This is a genomic window from Oceanobacillus sp. M60 (assembly GCF_053839645.1).
Map to the genome: position 1 here is coordinate 474,639 of NZ_JBSSNH010000003.1, position 20,524 is coordinate 495,162.

The window sequence follows — 20,524 nt, forward strand, 5'->3', positions numbered from 1 at the left end:
ATTCAATTAAAATTGTATTTATGTAAAATAAATCAAGGCAGCCTGATCAACTGACATTTCAATGTATAAGCAGCATTCGCGGAAAAAAGAGCGCATGCTGCTTTGCTGTTTTACGGATAGCTTTTATAGGCAATTTTGTGTCATTTGTTTGTTCTTTCCCGACTATTGTTGATTCCCAATTGAAAAACCTTTATAGTAGTAACGTAGTTCTGCATAATTAATAAAGAGTAAGGGAGGGATTCCAAATGTCAAACAAAGAAATTCAAATGCAGCGCATGTGGCAATATTTCGTAGATGCTACAGTTGAAATTATTGAGCAAAAGGGCATTGAAAATGTTACTATACGAGAGATTGCTACGAAAGCAGGATATAATAGTGCCACTATCTATAATTATTTTCAGGAAGTTTCTCACCTCATCTTTTTTGCAGCACTGAAATATTTAAATAAATATATTGAAGGTCTTCCTGAATATATGGAAAAGGAAGAAAATCCTTTGGATAAATACTTATTGAGTTGGGAAAGCTTTTGTAAACATTCTTTTGAAGATCCGGAAATTTATTATGCTATCTTTTTAGCTGATCTGGGAGAAAATCCAGAAGAATTATTGAAATATTATTATAATGTCTACCAATCAGATTTATACGGAGAGGTTTCAGAAGATATAAAGACTATTATAACGGATTATAACCTTTCATCGAGAAGCCGAAATGAATTGTATAAGTCTGTTCAGGAAGGTATGCTATCTGAAGAAACAGCTGCTATTATTAACGAGAGAACCGTGCTGGTATGGCAGGGGATGTTAATCACTGTATTGAATAATCGGCGTCATTTGAATGCGGATGAAGCAGCAGAGAAGACGATGGAACATATAAAAGGAATTGTAAACAACTATACCTTAGCCAAGTAATGGATTCGTTCATTATTTAGATACCTTGCATTAATAGGGTTTAAATAATGAGCGATTTTTTTGATTTCAAATCCAGAGGACTGGTAAATGAATCCATCTTTATTTGCAACACAAACCTCACTTCCTTATAATTATATTACATAAGTCAGCTACAGACGCTTCATAATCATCCAGCTACCAATAAGTATTATCCGTTTTAATGTTATTTTTTGTATTTTCCTATGCAGTCATTTCTCTATTATGAAAATGGGAAATAACTAGATTAGAAGGATTAATAATTTACCTGGAGGGACGTTTATGTCTTTTAACATCATTCAAGGTGATATTACAAAAGTCAATGCAGCTGCTATTGTAAATCCTGCTAACTCTACTTTGCTTGGAGGAGGCGGGGCTGATGGAGCAATTCACCGGGCGGCAGGACCTGAACTGTATGAGGAATGCCGGAACCTTGGCGGCTGTGAAACAGGTCAAGCGAAAATAACAAAAGGCTATCAGCTGCCGGCTGAATATGTTATCCATACTGTCGGACCAGTTTGGCACGGTGGGCAAAGAAATGAAGAAAAGCTATTGGCCGACTGCTACAAGCATTCGCTTGCTTTAGCGAAGGAGTATCAAATGGAAAGTATTGCTTTTCCGCTTATTTCTTCCGGCGTTTATGGATATCCAAAGGAACAAGCGTTTAACATTGCTGTCTCAGTCATTCATGACTTTTTATCAGAGAATGAGATGCGTGTGTATCTTATTGCGTATGACGAAGAAGCCTTTACCTTGTTTCAAAAATGGTATGCATCCATTGTGGGATAATTCTTATATATAGTACGACAGCCCCTGGAATTAGATGGAATCATCTAACTCCAGGGGCGTTTTGTGTTTGTCGAGGCATTTTATCGTGATACTTTGAGATATCACAATTATTTTAAAGTAATTGTGATAAGATAATAAATAAATTATTTATTTAGACTTTTGGAAAAGTGGTGAAATGAATGGATGAAAACTTTAAGGATATTCATAAAGCAAAAAAACTGCTGGAAATAAATAAAATGCTGACAAAGTCATTAAAAATAGAAGAAATCCTAAAAAGTGTTATTATAGCAGCCACGGAGTTAATTGATGTGTCAGGAGTTTTTATTATCTATTTATATGATGAAAAAACGAAAACACTTAAATTTGCTGAAGGGCAGGATGTGAATAAGGAAGCATTTGAAAAAATTGCATTCGCTCCCGGTGAATCGATTGCTGGCAGGGTGTTTCAAGAAAAAAAGTCAAAACTATTCACTTCGGAAGAAGAAATTGATGACTATATGAAAAATATGACTGCAAAAAATTATCAATATTATTATAAAGGAATCAAAGAAAGAAAAATAAAAAGCACATTTGTTGTTCCGATTGTAAATAAGAACCGCTGCTATGGCATGGTTGTTGTCAATAATTTCAGCCGTAAAAATATATTTACAAAAGAGGATATGCAGGTTATTGAAGTGGTTGCGGATCAAACGGCTATCGCAATCGATAATTCGAATGTTTACCAGGATTTAAAGGAGAAAAATAATTTACTGAGACAATCGTATGCTATTCATAATCAATTTTATGAATTAATTATTGAAGGGCGAGGCATTGAAAATGTCATTTCTTTATTGGAAAAAATTATTGAATCGCCGGTTCAGTTTGATCATGAGATAAAAGAATACGATAAAGAAAATATTTTTCCTATTGTAAGAGGAAATGAAAGGCTGGGATTATTGAAATTTGAAAAAGCCTTTAATGATTTTTCTTATATGAGCAAAATTGCTATTGAACAAGCAAGCCTTCCCATTGCATTAGAATTGGTTAAAAACAATGCGCTTTTTGAAAAAGAAATCCATTTCAGAGAAGAAGTGTTTAATCAGTTAATGGAAGGAATTTCAGATAGAGATCTGCAGCATGCTTTACAATATGTGAAATGGAAGAAAGATTGGACTGTGCAATGTATGATAATGGAAGGGAAGGATAAATCATTATGGCAGCTAGATAAATTAATAGAAAAAGAACGATTTATCCAGTCAATAGAGCGAATTAGTCAGTCACTGGGAATAGACAGTTTAATTTTTACGCGTACCTTTCAGGTAATTGTTATTGTACCGGAGCCAAAAAAGAATCGTTTATATGAGCTTATTAAACAAATAAAAAAATATTGGAATAACATGGAGGTTATTTATGGTATTGGCAGAGAAACGAATATAAAGGAACTGTCTGTTTCCTATCAGGAAGCTATTCGCTCCATTGGATATGCCAAACATCACCAGATGGAGATAGTTGAATATGCTATGCTGGGAGTTGAGAGGCTTTTATATGAAGTAGACGAGGATGTTCTGAAAATGTTTATGCATGATAAGCTGCAGCATTTATATTCTCTGGATGAAAGCTTTATTGAAACACTTCAAGTATTTATCCATTTAAATAAAAATCATAAACTAACTGCTGAGCATTTGCATATACATGCCAATACACTTTACTATCGTTTACGAAAAATAGAGGAAGCATTAGACATTCAATTTGATGATGAGAAGGATTGGATTGATTTCGTGATAGCCTTTCGTCTATATGTGGCGAGCAACAAAAAAGATGGGTAATCTTTGTTGCTCGCCCTATTTAATTTTAAGCGCTTTCATTTTAAGATGAAATATATCAAGTATTCAAAGGAGGCTATTTAGAAATGAGCAATACGTATTTTAATTTTATAAATGGGGAATGGGTTCCATCAAAAACAAATGAAACATACGCAAGCATAAATCCTGCAAAAACAGATGAAATAGTAGGCTTTTTCCAACAATCTAATGAGGAAGATGTCGAGTTAGCTATACAAGCTTCTGAAAACGCTTTTTTAAAATGGTCGCGCACAGCAGCTCCGAAAAGAGGGGATGTCATTTTCAATTTGATTCAGCTTCTTGAAAGCAATAAGGAAGAATTGGCTGTCATTATTACAAAAGAAGTTGGCAAATCACTCCGGGAGGCACATGGAGAAGTACGTAAAACGATTGAGGCGATGAAGCAATTTAGCGGAGAAGCAACCAGACTGACAGGTGAAACCATACCTTCTCAAGATAATGATATCTTCGGCTATACTATTCGAGAACCGCTTGGGGTGGTTGGTGTGATAGCTCCTTATAATTTTCCGTTAGGTATCGGGATTTGGAAAATAGCTCCGGCAATTATTGCAGGAAACACCGTAGTCTTTAAGCCTGCAAGCAATACGTCGCTAATTAGTGTGAAAATCATGGAATTATTTGAAGAGGCTGGGGTACCGGCTGGAGTAATTAACATGGTGACAGGACCTGGCGGCGTGATTGGGAGCGCTATTGGAAATCATCCGAAAATCAAGGCTGTATCGTTTACAGGATCAACGGATGTAGGATTGGCGCTTGGAAAAGCTGTAACGGCTCGCGGAGCAAAAATGCAGGCTGAAATGGGCGGAAAAAATCCATCTATTATTCTTGAAGATGCCAATATTGACGAAACGGTTGAAAATCTGGTGATTAGCGGGTTTTTAGATAATGGACAGCGTTGTACAGGGACCAGCCGTGTGATTGTATTAAAGTCTATCGCAAAAGAATTAATTGAAAAATTAGTAAAACGGGCAGAAAAATTAGTTATTGCTGATGGATTTACAGAGAACGTAGATAATGGCCCGGTAATTGATGAAGGACAGTTAAACACCTATTTACATTATGTTCACTCTGCTATAGATGAAGGAGCCACATTGGAATATGGAGGAAAGCGTTTGACAGACGACGGAAAGGACAAAGGATATTTTGTCTTGCCGACCATATTCAGTAATGTAACAAAGGAAATGACGATTAACCGGGAAGAAATTTTTGGTCCGGTAATGGGAATTACAATAGTAGATACGTATGAGGAAGCAATTGAGCTGGCGAATGATAATGAATTTGGGCTTTCGTCAACGATATATACCAATGATATGAATAAAGCGTTTCATTTTATTCGTGAAATTGAATCGGGGGTTACACATGTGAATATACCGTCTAATTATTTTGAAAATCAATATCCATTTGGCGGCAAAAAAGCATCCAGCATTGGTCCTCGTGAACAAGGGTCAACAGCATTAGATTTTTGGACAGAGTATAAAACTGTTTATATTAAAGCATAAAAAGATAATAAACAGACGGCTCATATCCTGGAATGCACATCTATATTCTAATAAACCTGATATTCGCCGTCTGTCTATTATCTAAATGAAGTCAACCAGGAAAGGGAGAGTTTCGTGAAAAATATAGGAATCGTCGGATGCGGATTAATGGGAGCTGGAATTGCTTCCAATTTATTAAAAAAAGATTATCATGTACATGTTTTTGATATTAATGATGAACTTGTACAGGCATTGACGGATAAAGGAGCCATTGGTGCTGAAAATGTTAGAACATTAGCAAAATTGGTTGATGTTATAATTTTATCCCTGCCGTCTCCTTCCGTTATTCAGCAATTAATGACAGATCAAGAGCAGGGAGCATTTTCTGTGATGAAGAAAGGGGCTTATATCTTAGATATGAGCACAAATGATGTAGCAATTACAAGACAATTGCATGAAATCGCTAAAACATATGAAATAGAATATTTTGATTGCCCATTAAGCGGCGGTCCGGAAGGTGCTCATAATGGTACGCTGACGATTATGGCCGGAGGAAGCGAACAAGCTTTTCCAGAGGTATTACCTGTTTTAGAAGCGGTGGGGGAGAATATCGAATACGTAGGGGAAAGCGGTGCAGGACAAATTGTGAAATTGTGTCATAACATGGTGGTTGGAGGAGTAATCACCTTGTTGAGTGAAGCACTTATTACTGGTGAAAAGGCGGGTGTTTCCAAGGAGAAAATTGCTTCTATTTTACAAAATGGAACTGCGCAAACACGTGTAATGGATGTTTTTGGAGCAAATATGTTAAAAGACACATTTAATGATGTGAAATTTTCATTAGCGAATATGATGAAAGATATGAATTTATACCGGGACCTTGCTGAAGGTCAGCAAATCCCGACGGTCTCCAGTCAATCCGCACACCAATTATTTCAAATCGCCAGTTATAACGGGAAGAATCATAAAGATTCTACAGCTGTCTATGAAATGATTGGTCAATTAAGACAAGTAGAATTGCTGAATAAAAATTAAAAGGAGGGTTCCAAAATGAGTAAAAAATCCAGTACAGTTATGGGGTTATGGAAGGATTGGCGTTTGCATGCTATCGTACTTGTCATTGTTTTGATAACAGAAGCAATTGGACAATTTAGTATCACGGTCGGTCCCGGAGTAATTTTACTTTTACCTATGCTATATGCCTTAATTATCGGGCTGGTTTTATTTTTTACCCCATTGGTTAAAGAAGAGCAATCAAAAAATGCAGAGCCTATTATTGTGCTCGGAGTTGCTTTATTATTAGCAAAAATCGGAGTTATCATTGGCCCATCTTTACCGGAAGTAATTGCTGCAGGTCCGGCATTGCTTTTGCAAGAACTTGGTAATTTAGGGACAATACTATTTGCTCTCCCTGTTGCAATTTGGCTGGGGTTGAAACGAGAAGCTGTTGGAATGACTCATTCGATTGGGAGAGAGCCAAATGTAGGGCTGATCATGGATAAATTTGGAGTTAATTCTCCGGAAGGCCGCGGTGTTATGGCAATGTATATTTTTGGAACGGTTTTTGGAGCCGTATTCTTGGGGCTGATTTCCGGTCTTCTTGCAACGATTACTCCGTTAAATCCGCTTTCTTTTGCCATGGCCTCAGGAGTAGGAAGCGGCAGTATGATGGCAGCAGCCAGCGGTTCGCTCGTAGCTGCATTTCCAGATTTAGAGACCCAAATTGTCGCATTTGCTGGAGCAAGTAATTTATTATCACTTTCAACTGGACTATGGGTCAGCCTGTTTATTGGTTTGCCGCTGACAGAAAAAATATACCGTGTGATGACTCGAAGCAGATCGTCTAAATGATAAGGAGGGCTTAATGATGTTATTAAAAAACATACAAGAATGGACATTATTATTAGTTATTTTTGGGTTTACAGCCCTTATAGGAAATTGGGCAGGCTATGAAATTATGCCATTAACAGCGCTTCCTGGGATGATCACACTCATACTGATTTGTTTAGCTGGATTTATTTTAAGAGAACTTATACCGGTTAACTTCCCGAGTATTGCTTATATTTCACTGATAGGCGTTCTGGTATCTATGCCATGGATGCCCGGTTCGGAGAAAATTGTTGAATGGACGAGTCAGGTCGAGCTTCTCGCACTTGCAACGCCTATATTAGCTTATGCCGGTATTGCCATCGGCCGTTCGTGGACAGATTTTGTGAAATTAGGATGGAAGACGATTGTTGTGGCAAGCTTAGTCATGTTAGGAACATTTATAGGTTCGGCATTAATTGCAGAAATTATATTGCGATTCCAAGGAATTATTTAAATGATAAGTAGCGCTGTTCTTAAAGAATATAGTCTTAATGAATACAGCGAGTTATGTATAAATCGTGTACGGCATAAATAATCTTTTTAAATAACTCAACATTCACACCTAACAATAAGCATATATATATTGCTATTCCAAGATGAACATGTTCCCCATTATCATACTTCCTTTGATTGCGTAAAGCTGTATAAATTTAAAGAGATAAGTAAGGAATTATTTTTTGTTTTCGTGTAGGCTATGATTATAAGCATTTTCTGACAGAGGGGAGTCTGCTATGAGGGAAGCAATTATGTTGATTGTCGATTTAATCAATGATATGCATGATGTGATTGCCAGTACATTTGGTTCGAATATGACAGATAAAGAATTGCATTTCTGGATTTTTGGTATCCTGGGAATCGTAACTTTCTTTATTGTCTATGTAGTATTTAAAATTCTATCTAAAATAAAGTGGAGTATTGCCATTTTGGCTTTTCTCTACACATTTACCGTAATGGTCGTCCTTGTATTTGCTGTGGAGATTCAGCAGGCCTATACACAACGCGGAAATATGGAATTTGCTGATGCTGTCATGGGCTTATGGGGCTTTATTGTCTTTTTTGCAGTTTATGCAGTGATTGGTATCATTGGTTATTTTATATATAAAGCGTTTAAGAAATAAGCAGAGCACCTTGTTAAGTCAGGCAGATAACAAGGTGCTTTTTCTATGACTTTCTTTGTGTCAATTCGATTGAAAAAGAATGGCTTTCATTGGAAATTAGGACTATATCCATGTATGTTAATGAAAAAGGGGGAGCTGCGGTATGATAGATTTAAGTCATAAACCTTGGCTGAAAGGTGAAAAGGTTACACTTCGGCCATTTAAGGAAGAAGATTTTCCTCATATAAATGCATGCCTGACGGATGAGGAAGTTTTAAAATTAACTGGAAGCGATATGGATTTTGACTTTGAGGAGGAAGAAGAAAATATTCTTGGCTGGTACCGTTCAAGACACACTCAAACGGACCGTCTGGACTTGGCTATTGTTGATTCATTCCTGGACATTTTGGTGGGCGAAGCAGTAATCAATTTATACGACGAATCCACGCATAGTATGAATTTCAGAATACTTATCGGTCCACAGGGGAGAAATCGCGGCTTAGGAACAGAGGCGACACAGCTTCTTATCGATTATGTGTTTAAAAACACGACACTTCATTATCTGACCCTGGACGTTTTGGAATTTAATCCAAGGGCGAGGCATGTTTATGAAAAAATTGGTTTTGTGAAAGTTGGCATCAATGAAAACGAGCTGGAATTTGAAGGGGAATGGATCGATTCTATGCAAATGAAATTAACGAGGGAAACGTGGTTAAGCGAAGAAAAAACATAATAGAATACCTGCCATCAAATTATTTGTTTTAAGTGGAGAGTGTTATAATCTAGCTTAACAGAACAATTTTCAAAAAGAGGTGACAGGATAATGACAATCGTAAAGGGGAAACCGATGGAGAAATGGATCAGAGAATTTCCGGATCTGGGCCCCATATTAAATTACACCCCGTTTTATTGGAGTAATCCAGGTGTGAAGGATAATAAGGAAGCATTGCAAGACCAGCCGCTTCAATTAAAAGATATGAAAGATGCGGAGGAACGCTTAAAACGATTTGCACCTTTTATAGCAAAGGCCTATCCCGAAACGGAAAAGGACAGGGGAATTATTGAATCACCGCTGATAGAAGGGAATCAAATCAAGGCCAGAATCGAAACGATTACAGGTCAAAAAATCCCTGGTGCATTTTACATAAAGCTGGATAGTCATTTGCCGATTTCCGGTTCGATTAAAGCCAGAGGCGGTATTTATGAAGTTCTCAAATATGCAGAAACCCTGTTACAGGAGCATCATTTGTTATCCGAAACAGATGATTATAGTAAAATGACGGAAGCAACGTATCGGGAATTTTTCTCGCAGTATACGATTCTTGTAGGCTCTACAGGTAATTTGGGTCTGAGTATCGGCGTCATCAGCGCCAAGCTTGGTTTTCAAGTCATTGTCCATATGTCTGCAGATGCAAAGCAATGGAAAAAAGATTTGTTAAGATCGCGCGGAGTTCAGGTTATGGAGCATCCATCTGATTATAGCAAGGCAGTGGAAGAGGGAAGAAAAGAAGCTGAAAATGATTCGAAAAGCTATTTCATCGATGATGAAAATTCTAAGGATTTATTTTTAGGATATACGGTGGCAGCTATTCGTTTGAAAAAGCAATTCGAAGAACGGGAAATTCAAGTGAGTCCGGAGAAGCCGCTCCATGTTTACTTGCCTTGCGGTGTCGGCGGAGGCCCGGGCGGTGTTGCGTTTGGTTTGAAGGTTATCTTTGGTGACGCTGTAAAATGTTATTTTGCAGAACCGACTCATTCCCCTTGTATGCTGGTCGGAATGATGACAGGACTGCATAATGAGATTTCCGTCAATGACTTTGGATTAGACAATCAAACAGCCGCAGATGGGCTAGCTGTCGGCAGACCCTCTGGTTTTGTCGGAAAAGTCATGGAGCCGCTGTTAGAAGGAATTTATACGGTAAGTGATGAGCAAATGTTCCGCCTAATTGCAGAAATGGCTGATGCAGAGGGCATTCATTTGGAACCTTCTGCTGTAACCGGGTTGATGGGACCTTCTTATGTCGTTCAAAATGAACTGAAAGTGACCGATGGAGATACGCATTTAATTTGGGCTACCGGTGGAAGCATGGTGCCGGGTGACATTCAGGAAGCGGAATATCAAAAGGGACTGGAATATAAAAACAATCCTGATATAAGGTGATTATTGAAAGAATAGAAAAAACGCAAATCAGACGCGCCAGCCGATTTGCGTTTTTCTACATGGCAGAGGCCTTCTTTAGGCATGTTTATTTTTCAATAACCTGGCATTGAACGCTACCATAATCGTACTGAGTGACATTAATACTGCGCCAACGGCAGGGTTTAGTACAATGCCCCAAGGGGCTAGTATTCCTGCTGCTAATGGAATGGCAATAATATTATAGCCTGCTGCCCACCAAAGGTTTTGAATCATTTTGCGATAGGTTGAGCGGGAAAGCTCTATGATGGAAACAACATCGACCGGGTCACTATTCACTAAGACAACATCAGCTGTTTCCATCGCGACATCTGTACCGGCCCCGACTGCTACGCCTAAATCAGCAGTGGCTAAAGCAGGGGAGTCATTGATGCCGTCGCCGGTCATCGCTGTTCTTTTTTTATTTGCCTGCAGCTGTTTGATTTGATCGGCTTTTTGGTCTGGGAGCACCTCAGCGATAACGTGGTCAATGCCGATTTCTTTGGCCACGCCGGTCGCTACGGTCTGATTATCACCAGTCAGCATCTGTGCTTCAATGCCAAGCTCATGTAAACGGCGTACAGCTTCTTTGGAGGAAGCTTTGACTTGGTCAGCAAGGGCAATCATTCCAATGAACTGTTCTTCCTCCAGAACAAAAATTACTGTTTTACCTGCATCAGCAAGCTGGTTAAAAGCTTCTTTATCATAAGGGATTCCGTTTTTATCCATATAACCGGGGCTTACTGCTAGAAGCCAGGAACCTTCCAATTTTGCTTTTACACCTGCACCTGTTATGGAATCAAAGGTTTCTGGTGTGGTCAAGTTTATTTGCTGCTTCTTCGCAGACGCAACAACCCCTGCAGCAATCGGATGCTCCGACTGTGCTTCAATAGAAGCTGTTTTTTGCAGAAGCTCTTTTTCGGTTATATTGCTGCTGGAAATAATATCTGTTACAGCAAATTCCCCTTTGGTCAACGTGCCTGTTTTATCAAATACGACTGTATCGATTTTTCGTGCATCTTCAAAGCCTGCACGATTACGGATAAACAAACCGTTTTGAGCTGACAGATAAGTGGAACGGGCAACTACCAAAGGAATTGCCAGCCCTAAGGCGTGTGGACAGGAAATAACGAGAACTGTTACCATTCGTGTCATCGCTTCTTCCATTCCATAGCCAAGAGAAATCCAAATAACAAATGTAAGGATTCCGGCAGTTATAGCAACATAAAACAGTAATTTTGCTGCACGGTCGGAAAGCTTTTGCGTTTTTGACTTACTTTCCTGTGCTTCTTTAACAAGCTGAACCACCTGTGAAAGATAGCCTTCTTCACTTGTTTTAGAAACCTCAATTGTCAATGAACCAGATGTGTTAATTGAACCGCCGATTGCTTCATCTTTCACTTGTTTTTCAACAGGGACCGATTCGCCAGTCAGCATGGATTCATCCACAGAGGATTTTCCGTTAATAATGATACCATCTGCTGGTATTTTTTCACCTGGTTTAATCAGAACATGATTCCCTTTTTTTAGCTCTGAAACGGGGATGACTTCGGTGTTGCCCGTTTTGTCTATTTTGGTTGCCTCCTGTGGCATCAGCTCTACTAATGATTCCATGGAATCAGAGGCTTTGCTGACAGATTTCATTTCTATCCAATGCCCCAGCAGCATAATGGCAATCAGTGTTGCTAATTCCCAGAATAAATCATGACCTTCCAAACCCAATACAGTAGCGGCACTATAAACATAGGCTACAGTAATTGCAAATCCAATCAGGGTCATCATTCCAGGAGATTTTTGTTTTAATTCGTCCACAGCACCTGTTAAAAATGGCCAGCCGCCGTAGAAGAAAATAATAGATGCCAGAATGAGCTCAACCCAATGGTCCCCTGCAAATGTTAGCGAATAATTAAAGAACGACTGAATCATATCCGAAAGCAGAATAATCGGCAGTGCCAGTACAAGCGAAATGTAAAACCGCTTTTTAAAATCTGCAATCATATGCTCATGATGATCGTGGTGGGAATGAGCATGATGCTTCTCTTGATGATGTTCATGGTCGGAATGATGCGCGTTGTGATGATTATGTTGTTCATGCATTTGTAATCCACTCCTTTCCTTTTATTATACCCCTGCAAGGTATTTGCGAAACATGTAATTATTCAATCTTGAGAGGGAATTTTTATGGTCAGCGAACTTTCGTTTGTACCTGCTGGAAGAGTATAAGGATTTCCCGCCCGATCTGCAGAAATATGTCCCTGATTATGAATTTTTTCTATACGATGTATCTGGTTATAAAGACGAAAATGTCCAATTGAATGTGTTCCTGCGAATTATTCTGATGGTGTTTCGGGATATCCGCAAAAAGGATATCCACGCCGTGGTAAATACCATCTATCAGGCAGTCGATTACCTGCGGCAGCTGCAGGATCAAGCAAGAGCCACAGCGTATTTGAAGACGTTGTTTTATTATATTTTCCGTGTCCAGCGGCATCTTACCAAAAAACAATTTTATGATATAATCGACCATATAGGAAACACTTATCAAGAAGGAAGCGAGTTGACAATGACATTAGCGGAGATTTTTCGGAATGAAGGGAAGGAAGAAGGCAGAGCGGAAGGTATAGCCAATACCACAATTCGATTAATCACAAAGTTTGTAGCTCCACCTTCAGAAGATATAAAGAAAAAGATACACGAACAGGAAATAAGCACACTGGAAGCAATAATAGATCATATAGATGAATTGGAAACCATAGAAGACGTCAAACAATACTTGAAATAGAAAAGAGATGGGATGCCTTGACCTAATGTAAGAAGAAATACATCTCATATAAATTTGCAGTTCCATTTCATTTTTAAATATTGTATAATGTGATTATAAATTAGATTTCAATGCTATTTAAATAAATAAGGAGTGTGCTGTGTGAGTATTGTAGTAGGTTCTAAATAGGATAATTTCAAACGAAATAAATATAGAAATAATTAGGGTGAGTAGACCCTTTATTTGTAATGTATTTATTTCAACCTATGAAGATACCTGCTGAACTTATAAGCACCTCATCATAATCGTCTTGTCTCGTTGTGCTATCTGTTGTTATTCTGAAACAGATGTACATGACAGATGGGTTATTATGTAAAAAAGCTGCGGTATTCCTGCGGCTTTTTTTATTGATAAAATTCATTCTCAAAATGGATGAGAAGATACGTATTGAAATCTAATGGGCAGGTATCTTCATTCATACGCTCCCTTGTAAACAAGAGAGGAACTTGATTACTTCAACGCATATCGTAAAGGAGAACAAAAAATGAATGAGATAACCTTTGATAAACTGCAATATAATGAACTAAAAAAAATTATCAAATCTTATTGTATCAGCGGGCTGGGAATGCAGTTAATGGATAAATTAAAGCCCAGCTCAAATATTAACGTGGTGAAAAGCAGATTGAATGAAACGACGGAAGCGGTGGCCATTTTGAATACGAATAGCCGTGTTCCTTTCCTGGGCGTTTCCAATATTGAAAATATCATGCAAAATCTAGAAAAGGGAATCATCTTACAGCCGGATGATCTAGTAAATGTATCGGATTTCCTGCGGGGCTGCCGGAAAATCAAAAAATACATGCTCGATAAAGCATTTTTTGCACCTGTATTAGCCTCTTATGCAAATTCAATGGCCGTATTTCAAAGTATAGAAGAAGAGCTTGATTTTTCGATAAAAGGAAATCGAATCGATTCCGCAGCAAGCAAAGAATTAAAACGGATTCGAAACCATATCCAAGCTGTTGAGACGAAGATGGAGGAACGTTTAAACCGATTTTTGAAAAGCAGTGTGTATAAAAAATATATCCAGGAAGCATTTATCAGTAAAAAAGATGATCGATATACAATTCCAGTAAAAGCTGCTTATAAGCATCATGTCGATGGCGTCATTGTAGACACCTCTTCCAAAGGCTCTACGGTTTTTATTGAACCTGCTGCAGTCAGTAAATTAAATAATGAACTTGCTGTATTAAAAGCTGAGGAGCAGATGGAAGAATATCAAATTCTGGCAACTTTATCGGGAATGATTTTAGAGAATATCAGCGAATTAAAAATAAATATGGAATTGATTGGCCAATATGATATGGTGTTTGCCAAAGCTAAATTTAGTAAGCAGACGGACGGAATTGAGCCCAAATTGAATGACCATGGGTATATGAAACTGATCGATTGTAAACATCCGCTGTTAACAGGGAAAGCAGTGCCTTTGAATTTTGAGATAGGTGAAGATTTCAGGAGCCTGATTATCACCGGACCAAATGCCGGCGGAAAAACCGTTGTATTAAAAACGATTGGGCTTCTGACATTATCTGTGATGTCAGGGTTTCATATAACGGCTAATAAGGAAACGGAAATCAGCTTATTCGAAAATATTTTTGTGGATATTGGCGATAATCAAAGCATGGAAAATGCGCTAAGTACATTCTCCTCTCATATGCAAAATATAGCTGAGATTATGCAGCAGGCGAATCATCATTCTTTAGTACTCTTTGATGAGATTGGCAGCGGAACAGAGCCGAATGAAGGAGCAGCTCTTGCTATCTCTATTTTAGAAGAATTTTATCAGATGGGCTGTATTACTGTAGCTACAACCCACTATGGTGAAATCAAGCGTTTTTCAGAAATGCATCCGGACTTCATGAATGCGGCGATGCAATTTAATAGTGAAACATTAGAGCCGCTGTATAAATTGATTATGGGGAAATCAGGAGAAAGTAATGCGCTGTGGATCTCCAGGAAAATGAACATGAAAGAACAAGTTCTTCAAAAAGCGAAGGAATATATGAATAATAAAGAATATCATTTTGACCTTGTTAATCATAATAAAATTAGAAAGCCTAAGACAGTTAAACAGAAATCAGCTGTATTTACGGAGTACGAAAAAGGAGATCGGGTCAAGCTGTTGGAATACGATGATTTCGGAATTATCTATGAAGGAGCTGATTCACAATATAATGTGGTCGTTTTTTATAAAAATGAGCTGATTACGGTGAATGTAAAGCGAATCTCCTTAGAGATTAAAGGGAAGGATTTATATCCTGCAGGTTACGATATGGATACTTTATTCGAGAATTATCATTCTCTGAAAATGCAGCATGATTTGGAGCGGGGATCTAAAAAAGCGTTGCGGAAGGTGGAGAAGGAGATTAGAAACAGGGAAAAGTAAGCTGGCCTTTTGTCCGTGCTGACTATAAAAAAGGGTAGGCATCTTCTGTTATTTGAACCTTACGTAAACCTCTCCCTCCAAATAGAGAGTATAAATGAATTTATTTAGGCGGGGATTTTACGGGTGTTAACTCCCTGAATGAAATTTTGCTTATGAATTTGGAGGGTTATTAAAAAACATTTAATATTTGATACAAATAGTGCCAAGCTGATGTTTTCAATATGAATTTACAAGCAACAAAAAATATTTTTAAAATTCCCCCTTCCCATTCTCTGATAAATCTGATAAGATAGTGAAAATATCAAAATTGGAATGCAAGGATAAGGAATAGTACTTGTCTGACTTGTTTACAGAAAGTTGCTGGCTGATGAGAAGCAATGACAGGGAAGCAGGGAACTCGCCTTAGAGCAGCCTTAGTGAAATCAAGTTAAGAAAGTAATTAAGGACGGAACCCCACCGTTACACGGGAAGGATATAAGACAGTTTTGTCTGTATCTGGATAAGTGCATGGTAATTTGGTTTACCATGAAATCGGGGTGGTACCGCGTAAGAATAAGTCTTTCGTCTCCTAGCAAAGTGAATTGCTGGAGAAGAAAGGCTTTTTTTATTTCAATTTAAATTTGAGGAGGAATGTATCATGTTTAATCATCAAAAATACGGAAAACAATATTTTATGCCACCGACAATATCTTATGACTGGGTGAAGAAAGAAACCTTGGAGAAAGCTCCAACATGGTGCAGCGTGGACTTGCGGGATGGAAACCAAGCGTTGCCTATTCCAATGAATTTGGAAGAAAAGCTGGAATTGTTCCAGCTATTAGTAGATATCGGCTTTAAAGAAATCGAAGTTGGTTTTCCGGCTGCCTCTGATACGGAGTTTAATCTTTTACGGAAATTAATTGATAATAATATGATTCCAGATGACGTAACAATTATGGTGATCACGCAGGCAAGAGAGCATATTATACGCAGAACCTTTGAAGCAATTCAAGGTGCACCAAGAGCTATCGTGCATTTATATAACTCCACTTCGGAAGCTCAGCGCAGGCAAGTATTTAAGAAATCTAAAGAGGAAATTAAACAAATTGCTCTAAATGGAGCTGTTTTAGTGAAAGAGCTTGCGGAAGAAGCAGGAGGAGATATCTATTTCCAATATAGTCCGGAAAGCTTTCCAGGAACAGAGGTAGATTATGCTTTAGATATTTGTAATAGTGTGTTAGATATTTGGAAGCCGACACCTGATCATAAAGCAATCATCAATATCCCGACCACTGTTCAAATTGCGATGCCGCATATTTTTGCTAATCAAATTGAATATATTCACAAAAATCTGGCTTATCGGGATGGAGTTACTTTATCGATTCATCCGCATAACGATCGTGGAAGTGGCGTGAGTGATGCTGAATTTGGCGTTTTAGCTGGTGCAGAGCGAGTAGAAGGTACGTTATTTGGCATCGGTGAGCGTACAGGGAATGTCGATTTGATTACCTTAGCAATGAATATGTATTCCCAAGGGTTTGATCCGGAATTGGATTTCAGTCAGATGAATGCCATCCGTGAAAAGTATGAGAAGCTGACTCGAACAGAAGTGCATGAAAGACATCCGTATTCCGGCGATCTTGTCTTTACAGCCTTTTCTGGTTCACATCAGGATGCAATTTCCAAAGGGATGAAATACCGTCAGGAAACAAATACGGAAAAGTGGGATGTTCCTTATATTCCAGTAGATCCAGTAGATATCGGCAGAAATTATCAGGCAGATGTTATTCGGGTCAACAGTCAGTCCGGAAAAGGCGGAATCGGTTATATTCTGGAAACGAACTTTGGCGTAAAACTTCCGTATAAAATGAACGAAGCAATGGGATATGCAACGAAAAAAGTGTCTGATCAAACAAGCAGAGAGCTTTCCGCGGAAGAAATTTATCAGGTCTTTAGAGAAAATTATGTGGAATATCATCCAAACTTTGAATTAGTAGATTACTATTTTAATAAAGGAACCGGGCAGGAAGTAACGTTAACCATCCAAAAAGAAAAGGAGCAAATCGAGCTGCAAGGTAAAGGAGCCGGAAGTCTGGATGCGATCAGTAATGCGTTAAAAGCGCATTTTGACATCGATTATGCTTTAGAAGTTTATGAACAGCAATCTTTAGGTAAAGATTCCGCTGCAGAGGCTTGTGCACAGATTGGTATTTCCCATCAGGGAGAAATTTACTGGGGAGCAGGCATTCATGAGGATATCACTGCGGCATCTGTATATGCTTTAGTGGTAGCAGTGAATCGACTGGAGGATGCCTTGATAAGTCAAAAAGAAACGGTAAAATGATGTGTTTTAGGAATCTCAAGTAAAAGAAGAGTAACAAGAGACTTCAAAAAAAGTATCAATGAATGGAAGAGCTTCTCTTAGACATATGTATGTTTAAGAGAAGCTCTTCTTTAATTCAGATAGAGTTTCTGATCTTTGTAGTCTTGGTAGGCATGATCGATAGTATACTCGAAATCATGATAATTTTCCCATGTACCGATGAAACCAAATGGTACTTCTTTTAAATCATCTATTACCCATAATCCATAATCAGTCAGATAGTATCTTTCATAATAAGCATTTACAAACGGAAAAATTTCTTCAGAGACATCTTCCTCTGTGAATTTTCCATCACAATTTTTAATAAAAAATTCTATCCCGGACATTGTTTCGTTTCGTACAGCCTGGAGATCTTCATTTGCTGTTTCTTTTAACAATTCCCCTTCAAACTGATGTTGAACAATCCAGGTCAGAAAGAAGCCGATATGGTTTCCAGCATAATATTCAATTACATCCATATCTGTTTCTGTCAGTTCTTCCTCGTCTTTTTGAAATTTTTGCATATACGGTTCGTAAGCAGACGCGTGATGATAATCAATTCGATCAAAATACATGTTTTTATCCCCTTTAAATATATGTTATGTACTTCCAGCTTTTATCTAATAAGTGTATCATCATACAATAGAATAGCTGTTTACAGTTATCCGGCAGAATAGATTGATGAAGACAGGCACGTTTTTACTGTATTCAAGTGATAGGAACAGAAGTTAAAATTTAGCTGCATAACTGGATTAAAAAGGGCGCAATGTTCAAAATGAATTAGATGTGACCGAAAAGAATGATGGTCATTTCTTGAGTTAACATAATGTTTATCATTATAATGAAACAATAGATAGTTTAAAATGTAGACTAAAAAACTAAACCAGCAGCTAAGAAGGATAGCAGAAAGGATTGAATGACAGGTATGTTAGTCAAATTATTAGAACCGCTAAATGTTCCAGATTCACTTATTGAAAAATTAGCAGAACCAATTAAACAGAAAGGGCATGAATTTGTTTACTATAATGAAAAAACAACCGATACGAAAGAACTGGCAAAACGGAGTGAGAATGCAGATGTAGTAATGATTGCAAATAATCCGTATCCGACTGAAGTAATTAATCAAAATGACAATTTAAAATTAATCAATGTTGCTTTTACAGGAGTGGATCATGTAGGGATTGCAGATGCAAAAAATCAAGATATCCTCGTATGTAATGCAGCCGGATATGCCAATCAGGCAGTTGCTGAATTAGCCATCGGCCTGGTGATGGATTTGTATCGCCGCATAACGCAGGGGAATAGTGATATCCGTGTTGCAGATTATCCTGGAGCTTTTCAGGGAAAAGAAATCAAAGGAAAAACAGTCGGTATTATCGGTACAGGAAAAATTGGTATCGAGACTGCCCGTTTATTCAAAGCATTTGGCGCTAAATTAGTTGCCTCCAACCAGCCGAGTATCAATCCAGAAGCAGTAGAACTGGGCGTGGAGTATATGGATTTAGATGAGGTATTGGCTCAATCAGATATTGTAACCTTACATGTGCCGCTGATGCCGAACACGAAGGGGCTGATTTCTAAAGAAAAACTAAGCTTGATGAAAGAAACAGCTGTTTTAATTAATTGTGCACGGGGGCCGATTGTGGATAATGACGCGTTGGCAGATGCGTTGAACAGCGGCAAAATCGCAGGAGCTGGTATTGATGTGTTTGATATGGAACCGCCAATTCCAGGAGATTATAAATTATTGCATGCGAAAAATGCTATTTTAACTCCACATGTCGGCTTTTTAACAGATGAAGCCATGGAAGCACGAGCTAAAATTGCTTTTGATAATACGGTGGCATTTTTAGAAGGAGAGCCTCAAAACGTTATGAAGCGGTAATATGCCGGATACCGGCTGAGATAAGAAAATAATTTATTGTTTTAGAAAGAAAAGAAGGGCTGATTGTGTATTTATAATAATAGATACAATCGGCCCTTTTGCAAGCTTATTGATCCGCTGTTGCAGTTCCGGCAGAAGAACGGGCGTTTACTTATTTTCTTTTACTCTGTACCAATATCTGTAAACTTCTGAAAAACCAATTTTGGAATAGAGTCGTAATGCAGGTTCATTATTCAGCAAAACAGCCAGGTAACTATATTTTGCTCCCTTATCTTTTCCCCATTTTAGTAAGTGCAATATCAGCTGTTCGGCAAATCCTTGATTCCTGTATTGACTATCGGTGACAATATCGTAAAGTCCTATGTATTCCCTTTCGATAACACCAAGACCGCAGGCAATTACTTCTTCATTATAATAGAGGGATATAAAGCACTTTTGCGTTACGATATTGGATAGCATCTGCATCATAGTATCCTTATTTTTTTCTTCTACATTATTAAGTTGGCAAAAACAATCCAGCCACTCTCTGTTTATCTTTTCATCTATTATTACCCTATGTAGAGCCGGCTCGCTGATAGTATCTAAAGCTATAGTTTGGACGCTGGTATAGTCCACCATTGAATAAGCCTGCTCCTTTAATATATCATCTAAGTTTTCTGGCTGAACAAAAGGAGTGATTTTAAACGTAGGACGTAAATTATTATCTGAATAGATTTTCTCGCAAACGTCAATTTTTTGTTCCAATTCGTAAGTGGAATAGAGGATAGGCTGAATGGAATTCGCCCGTTTGGTATAACCATTCGCAAATCTCAGCACCCAGCCGTCATAAAGTAATGTAGATAAAGGCTGCCAATTGTTTAAAGATAATTCTTCCATCGTCTTATCAAGCATAATATCCCTCCGATAGCTTTTGAATTA

17 protein-coding genes and 1 other annotated feature are annotated in these 20,524 nt (G+C 38.1%); of the genes, 14 read left to right on the plus strand and 3 right to left on the minus strand.

Going from position 1 to position 20,524, the window contains the following annotated elements:
- Positions 1-245 precede the first annotated feature (245 nt).
- The 10 genes from ACW0TQ_RS10215 to dsdA all read left to right on the plus strand — a co-directional run bounded on the left by ACW0TQ_RS10215 (position 246) and on the right by dsdA (position 10,158).
- Positions 246-908: a TetR/AcrR family transcriptional regulator gene (locus tag ACW0TQ_RS10215; protein ID WP_193063822.1), complete on the plus strand. Its 663-nt coding sequence runs from the start codon at positions 246-248 to the stop codon at positions 906-908.
- Between the two features lie 297 nt (positions 909-1,205).
- On the plus strand, positions 1,206-1,712 hold the full coding sequence (locus ACW0TQ_RS10220; protein ID WP_042533266.1) for an O-acetyl-ADP-ribose deacetylase: 507 nt from the start codon (positions 1,206-1,208) through the stop codon (positions 1,710-1,712).
- Between the two features lie 179 nt (positions 1,713-1,891).
- Positions 1,892-3,517, plus strand: a complete 1,626-nt coding sequence (locus ACW0TQ_RS10225; RefSeq protein WP_212928301.1) for a helix-turn-helix domain-containing protein — start codon at positions 1,892-1,894, stop codon at positions 3,515-3,517.
- Positions 3,518-3,600: 83 nt separating this feature from the next.
- A complete protein-coding gene (locus tag ACW0TQ_RS10230) occupies positions 3,601-5,052 on the plus strand; it encodes an aldehyde dehydrogenase family protein (RefSeq protein ID WP_212928302.1) in 1,452 nt (483 codons plus the stop codon).
- Between the two features lie 114 nt (positions 5,053-5,166).
- Positions 5,167-6,066 carry an NAD(P)-dependent oxidoreductase gene (locus ACW0TQ_RS10235; RefSeq protein ID WP_341172833.1) on the plus strand — a complete coding sequence of 300 codons (900 nt, stop codon included), beginning with the start codon at positions 5,167-5,169 and terminating at the stop codon, positions 6,064-6,066.
- 15 nt (positions 6,067-6,081) lie between these two features.
- Positions 6,082-6,882: a DUF3100 domain-containing protein gene (locus ACW0TQ_RS10240; RefSeq protein ID WP_042533274.1), complete on the plus strand. Its 801-nt coding sequence runs from the start codon at positions 6,082-6,084 to the stop codon at positions 6,880-6,882.
- Between the two features lie 13 nt (positions 6,883-6,895).
- Entirely contained in the window at positions 6,896-7,354 is a 459-nt protein-coding gene (locus ACW0TQ_RS10245) for a hypothetical protein (RefSeq protein ID WP_042533276.1), read from the plus strand.
- A gap of 277 nt (positions 7,355-7,631) precedes the next feature.
- The gene (locus ACW0TQ_RS10250) at positions 7,632-8,018 is read left to right on the plus strand and encodes a hypothetical protein (protein WP_042533278.1); all 387 of its coding nucleotides are present in this window, start codon (positions 7,632-7,634) and stop codon (positions 8,016-8,018) included.
- Positions 8,019-8,160: 142 nt separating this feature from the next.
- A complete protein-coding gene (locus tag ACW0TQ_RS10255) occupies positions 8,161-8,730 on the plus strand; it encodes a GNAT family N-acetyltransferase (RefSeq protein WP_042533280.1) in 570 nt (189 codons plus the stop codon).
- A gap of 90 nt (positions 8,731-8,820) precedes the next feature.
- Positions 8,821-10,158: a D-serine ammonia-lyase gene (gene dsdA / locus ACW0TQ_RS10260; protein WP_042533282.1), complete on the plus strand. Its 1,338-nt coding sequence runs from the start codon at positions 8,821-8,823 to the stop codon at positions 10,156-10,158.
- A gap of 75 nt (positions 10,159-10,233) precedes the next feature.
- Here the strand turns inward: dsdA and ACW0TQ_RS10265 are convergent, their stop codons facing one another.
- Positions 10,234-12,270 carry a copper-translocating P-type ATPase gene (locus ACW0TQ_RS10265; protein WP_042533284.1) on the minus strand — a complete coding sequence of 679 codons (2,037 nt, stop codon included), beginning with the start codon at positions 12,268-12,270 and terminating at the stop codon, positions 10,234-10,236.
- A 103-nt stretch (positions 12,271-12,373) separates the two neighbouring features.
- On the opposite strand from ACW0TQ_RS10265, the gene ACW0TQ_RS10270 reads away from it, so the two are divergent.
- The 3 genes from ACW0TQ_RS10270 to ACW0TQ_RS10280 all read left to right on the plus strand — a co-directional run bounded on the left by ACW0TQ_RS10270 (position 12,374) and on the right by ACW0TQ_RS10280 (position 17,703).
- A complete protein-coding gene (locus tag ACW0TQ_RS10270; RefSeq protein ID WP_212928303.1) occupies positions 12,374-12,955 on the plus strand; it encodes an Rpn family recombination-promoting nuclease/putative transposase in 582 nt (193 codons plus the stop codon).
- A gap of 523 nt (positions 12,956-13,478) precedes the next feature.
- Positions 13,479-15,380, plus strand: coding sequence for an endonuclease MutS2 (locus ACW0TQ_RS10275; protein ID WP_042533286.1), 1,902 nt, complete (start codon positions 13,479-13,481; stop codon positions 15,378-15,380).
- Between the two features lie 308 nt (positions 15,381-15,688).
- Positions 15,689-15,952: a binding site (T-box leader), on the plus strand.
- 65 nt (positions 15,953-16,017) lie between these two features.
- Positions 16,018-17,703, plus strand: coding sequence for a 2-isopropylmalate synthase (locus ACW0TQ_RS10280; protein WP_042533288.1), 1,686 nt, complete (start codon positions 16,018-16,020; stop codon positions 17,701-17,703).
- A gap of 110 nt (positions 17,704-17,813) precedes the next feature.
- Here ACW0TQ_RS10280 and ACW0TQ_RS10285 read toward each other — a convergent pair whose 3' ends face one another.
- Positions 17,814-18,296 (minus strand): DUF7832 domain-containing protein, encoded by a 483-nt coding sequence (locus ACW0TQ_RS10285; RefSeq protein ID WP_332094143.1) that lies wholly within the window; start codon positions 18,294-18,296, stop codon positions 17,814-17,816.
- A 341-nt stretch (positions 18,297-18,637) separates the two neighbouring features.
- On the opposite strand from ACW0TQ_RS10285, the gene ACW0TQ_RS10290 reads away from it, so the two are divergent.
- The gene (locus ACW0TQ_RS10290; protein ID WP_341172835.1) at positions 18,638-19,606 is read left to right on the plus strand and encodes a 2-hydroxyacid dehydrogenase; all 969 of its coding nucleotides are present in this window, start codon (positions 18,638-18,640) and stop codon (positions 19,604-19,606) included.
- 147 nt (positions 19,607-19,753) lie between these two features.
- Here ACW0TQ_RS10290 and ACW0TQ_RS10295 read toward each other — a convergent pair whose 3' ends face one another.
- On the minus strand, positions 19,754-20,497 hold the full coding sequence (locus ACW0TQ_RS10295) for a GNAT family N-acetyltransferase (protein WP_341172836.1): 744 nt from the start codon (positions 20,495-20,497) through the stop codon (positions 19,754-19,756).
- Positions 20,498-20,524 lie beyond the last annotated feature (27 nt).

What these genes read in the sequence shown, in the direction of transcription:
- dsdA (WP_042533282.1), top strand. Translation starts at nt 8,821, where the DNA reads ATGACAATCGTAAAGGGGAAACCGATGGAGAAATGGATCAGAGAATTT.
- ACW0TQ_RS10280 (WP_042533288.1), top strand. Translation starts at nt 16,018, where the DNA reads ATGTTTAATCATCAAAAATACGGAAAACAATATTTTATGCCACCGACA.
- ACW0TQ_RS10265 (WP_042533284.1), bottom strand. Translation starts at nt 12,270, where the DNA reads ATGCATGAACAACATAATCATCACAACGCGCATCATTCCGACCATGAA.
- ACW0TQ_RS10290 (WP_341172835.1), top strand. Translation starts at nt 18,638, where the DNA reads ATGACAGGTATGTTAGTCAAATTATTAGAACCGCTAAATGTTCCAGAT.
- ACW0TQ_RS10275 (WP_042533286.1), top strand. Translation starts at nt 13,479, where the DNA reads ATGAATGAGATAACCTTTGATAAACTGCAATATAATGAACTAAAAAAA.
- ACW0TQ_RS10285 (WP_332094143.1), bottom strand. Translation starts at nt 18,296, where the DNA reads ATGTATTTTGATCGAATTGATTATCATCACGCGTCTGCTTACGAACCG.
- ACW0TQ_RS10215 (WP_193063822.1), top strand. Translation starts at nt 246, where the DNA reads ATGTCAAACAAAGAAATTCAAATGCAGCGCATGTGGCAATATTTCGTA.
- ACW0TQ_RS10295 (WP_341172836.1), bottom strand. Translation starts at nt 20,497, where the DNA reads ATGCTTGATAAGACGATGGAAGAATTATCTTTAAACAATTGGCAGCCT.
- ACW0TQ_RS10255 (WP_042533280.1), top strand. Translation starts at nt 8,161, where the DNA reads ATGATAGATTTAAGTCATAAACCTTGGCTGAAAGGTGAAAAGGTTACA.
- ACW0TQ_RS10225 (WP_212928301.1), top strand. Translation starts at nt 1,892, where the DNA reads ATGGATGAAAACTTTAAGGATATTCATAAAGCAAAAAAACTGCTGGAA.
- ACW0TQ_RS10230 (WP_212928302.1), top strand. Translation starts at nt 3,601, where the DNA reads ATGAGCAATACGTATTTTAATTTTATAAATGGGGAATGGGTTCCATCA.
- ACW0TQ_RS10220 (WP_042533266.1), top strand. Translation starts at nt 1,206, where the DNA reads ATGTCTTTTAACATCATTCAAGGTGATATTACAAAAGTCAATGCAGCT.
- ACW0TQ_RS10240 (WP_042533274.1), top strand. Translation starts at nt 6,082, where the DNA reads ATGAGTAAAAAATCCAGTACAGTTATGGGGTTATGGAAGGATTGGCGT.
- ACW0TQ_RS10250 (WP_042533278.1), top strand. Translation starts at nt 7,632, where the DNA reads ATGAGGGAAGCAATTATGTTGATTGTCGATTTAATCAATGATATGCAT.
- ACW0TQ_RS10245 (WP_042533276.1), top strand. Translation starts at nt 6,896, where the DNA reads ATGATGTTATTAAAAAACATACAAGAATGGACATTATTATTAGTTATT.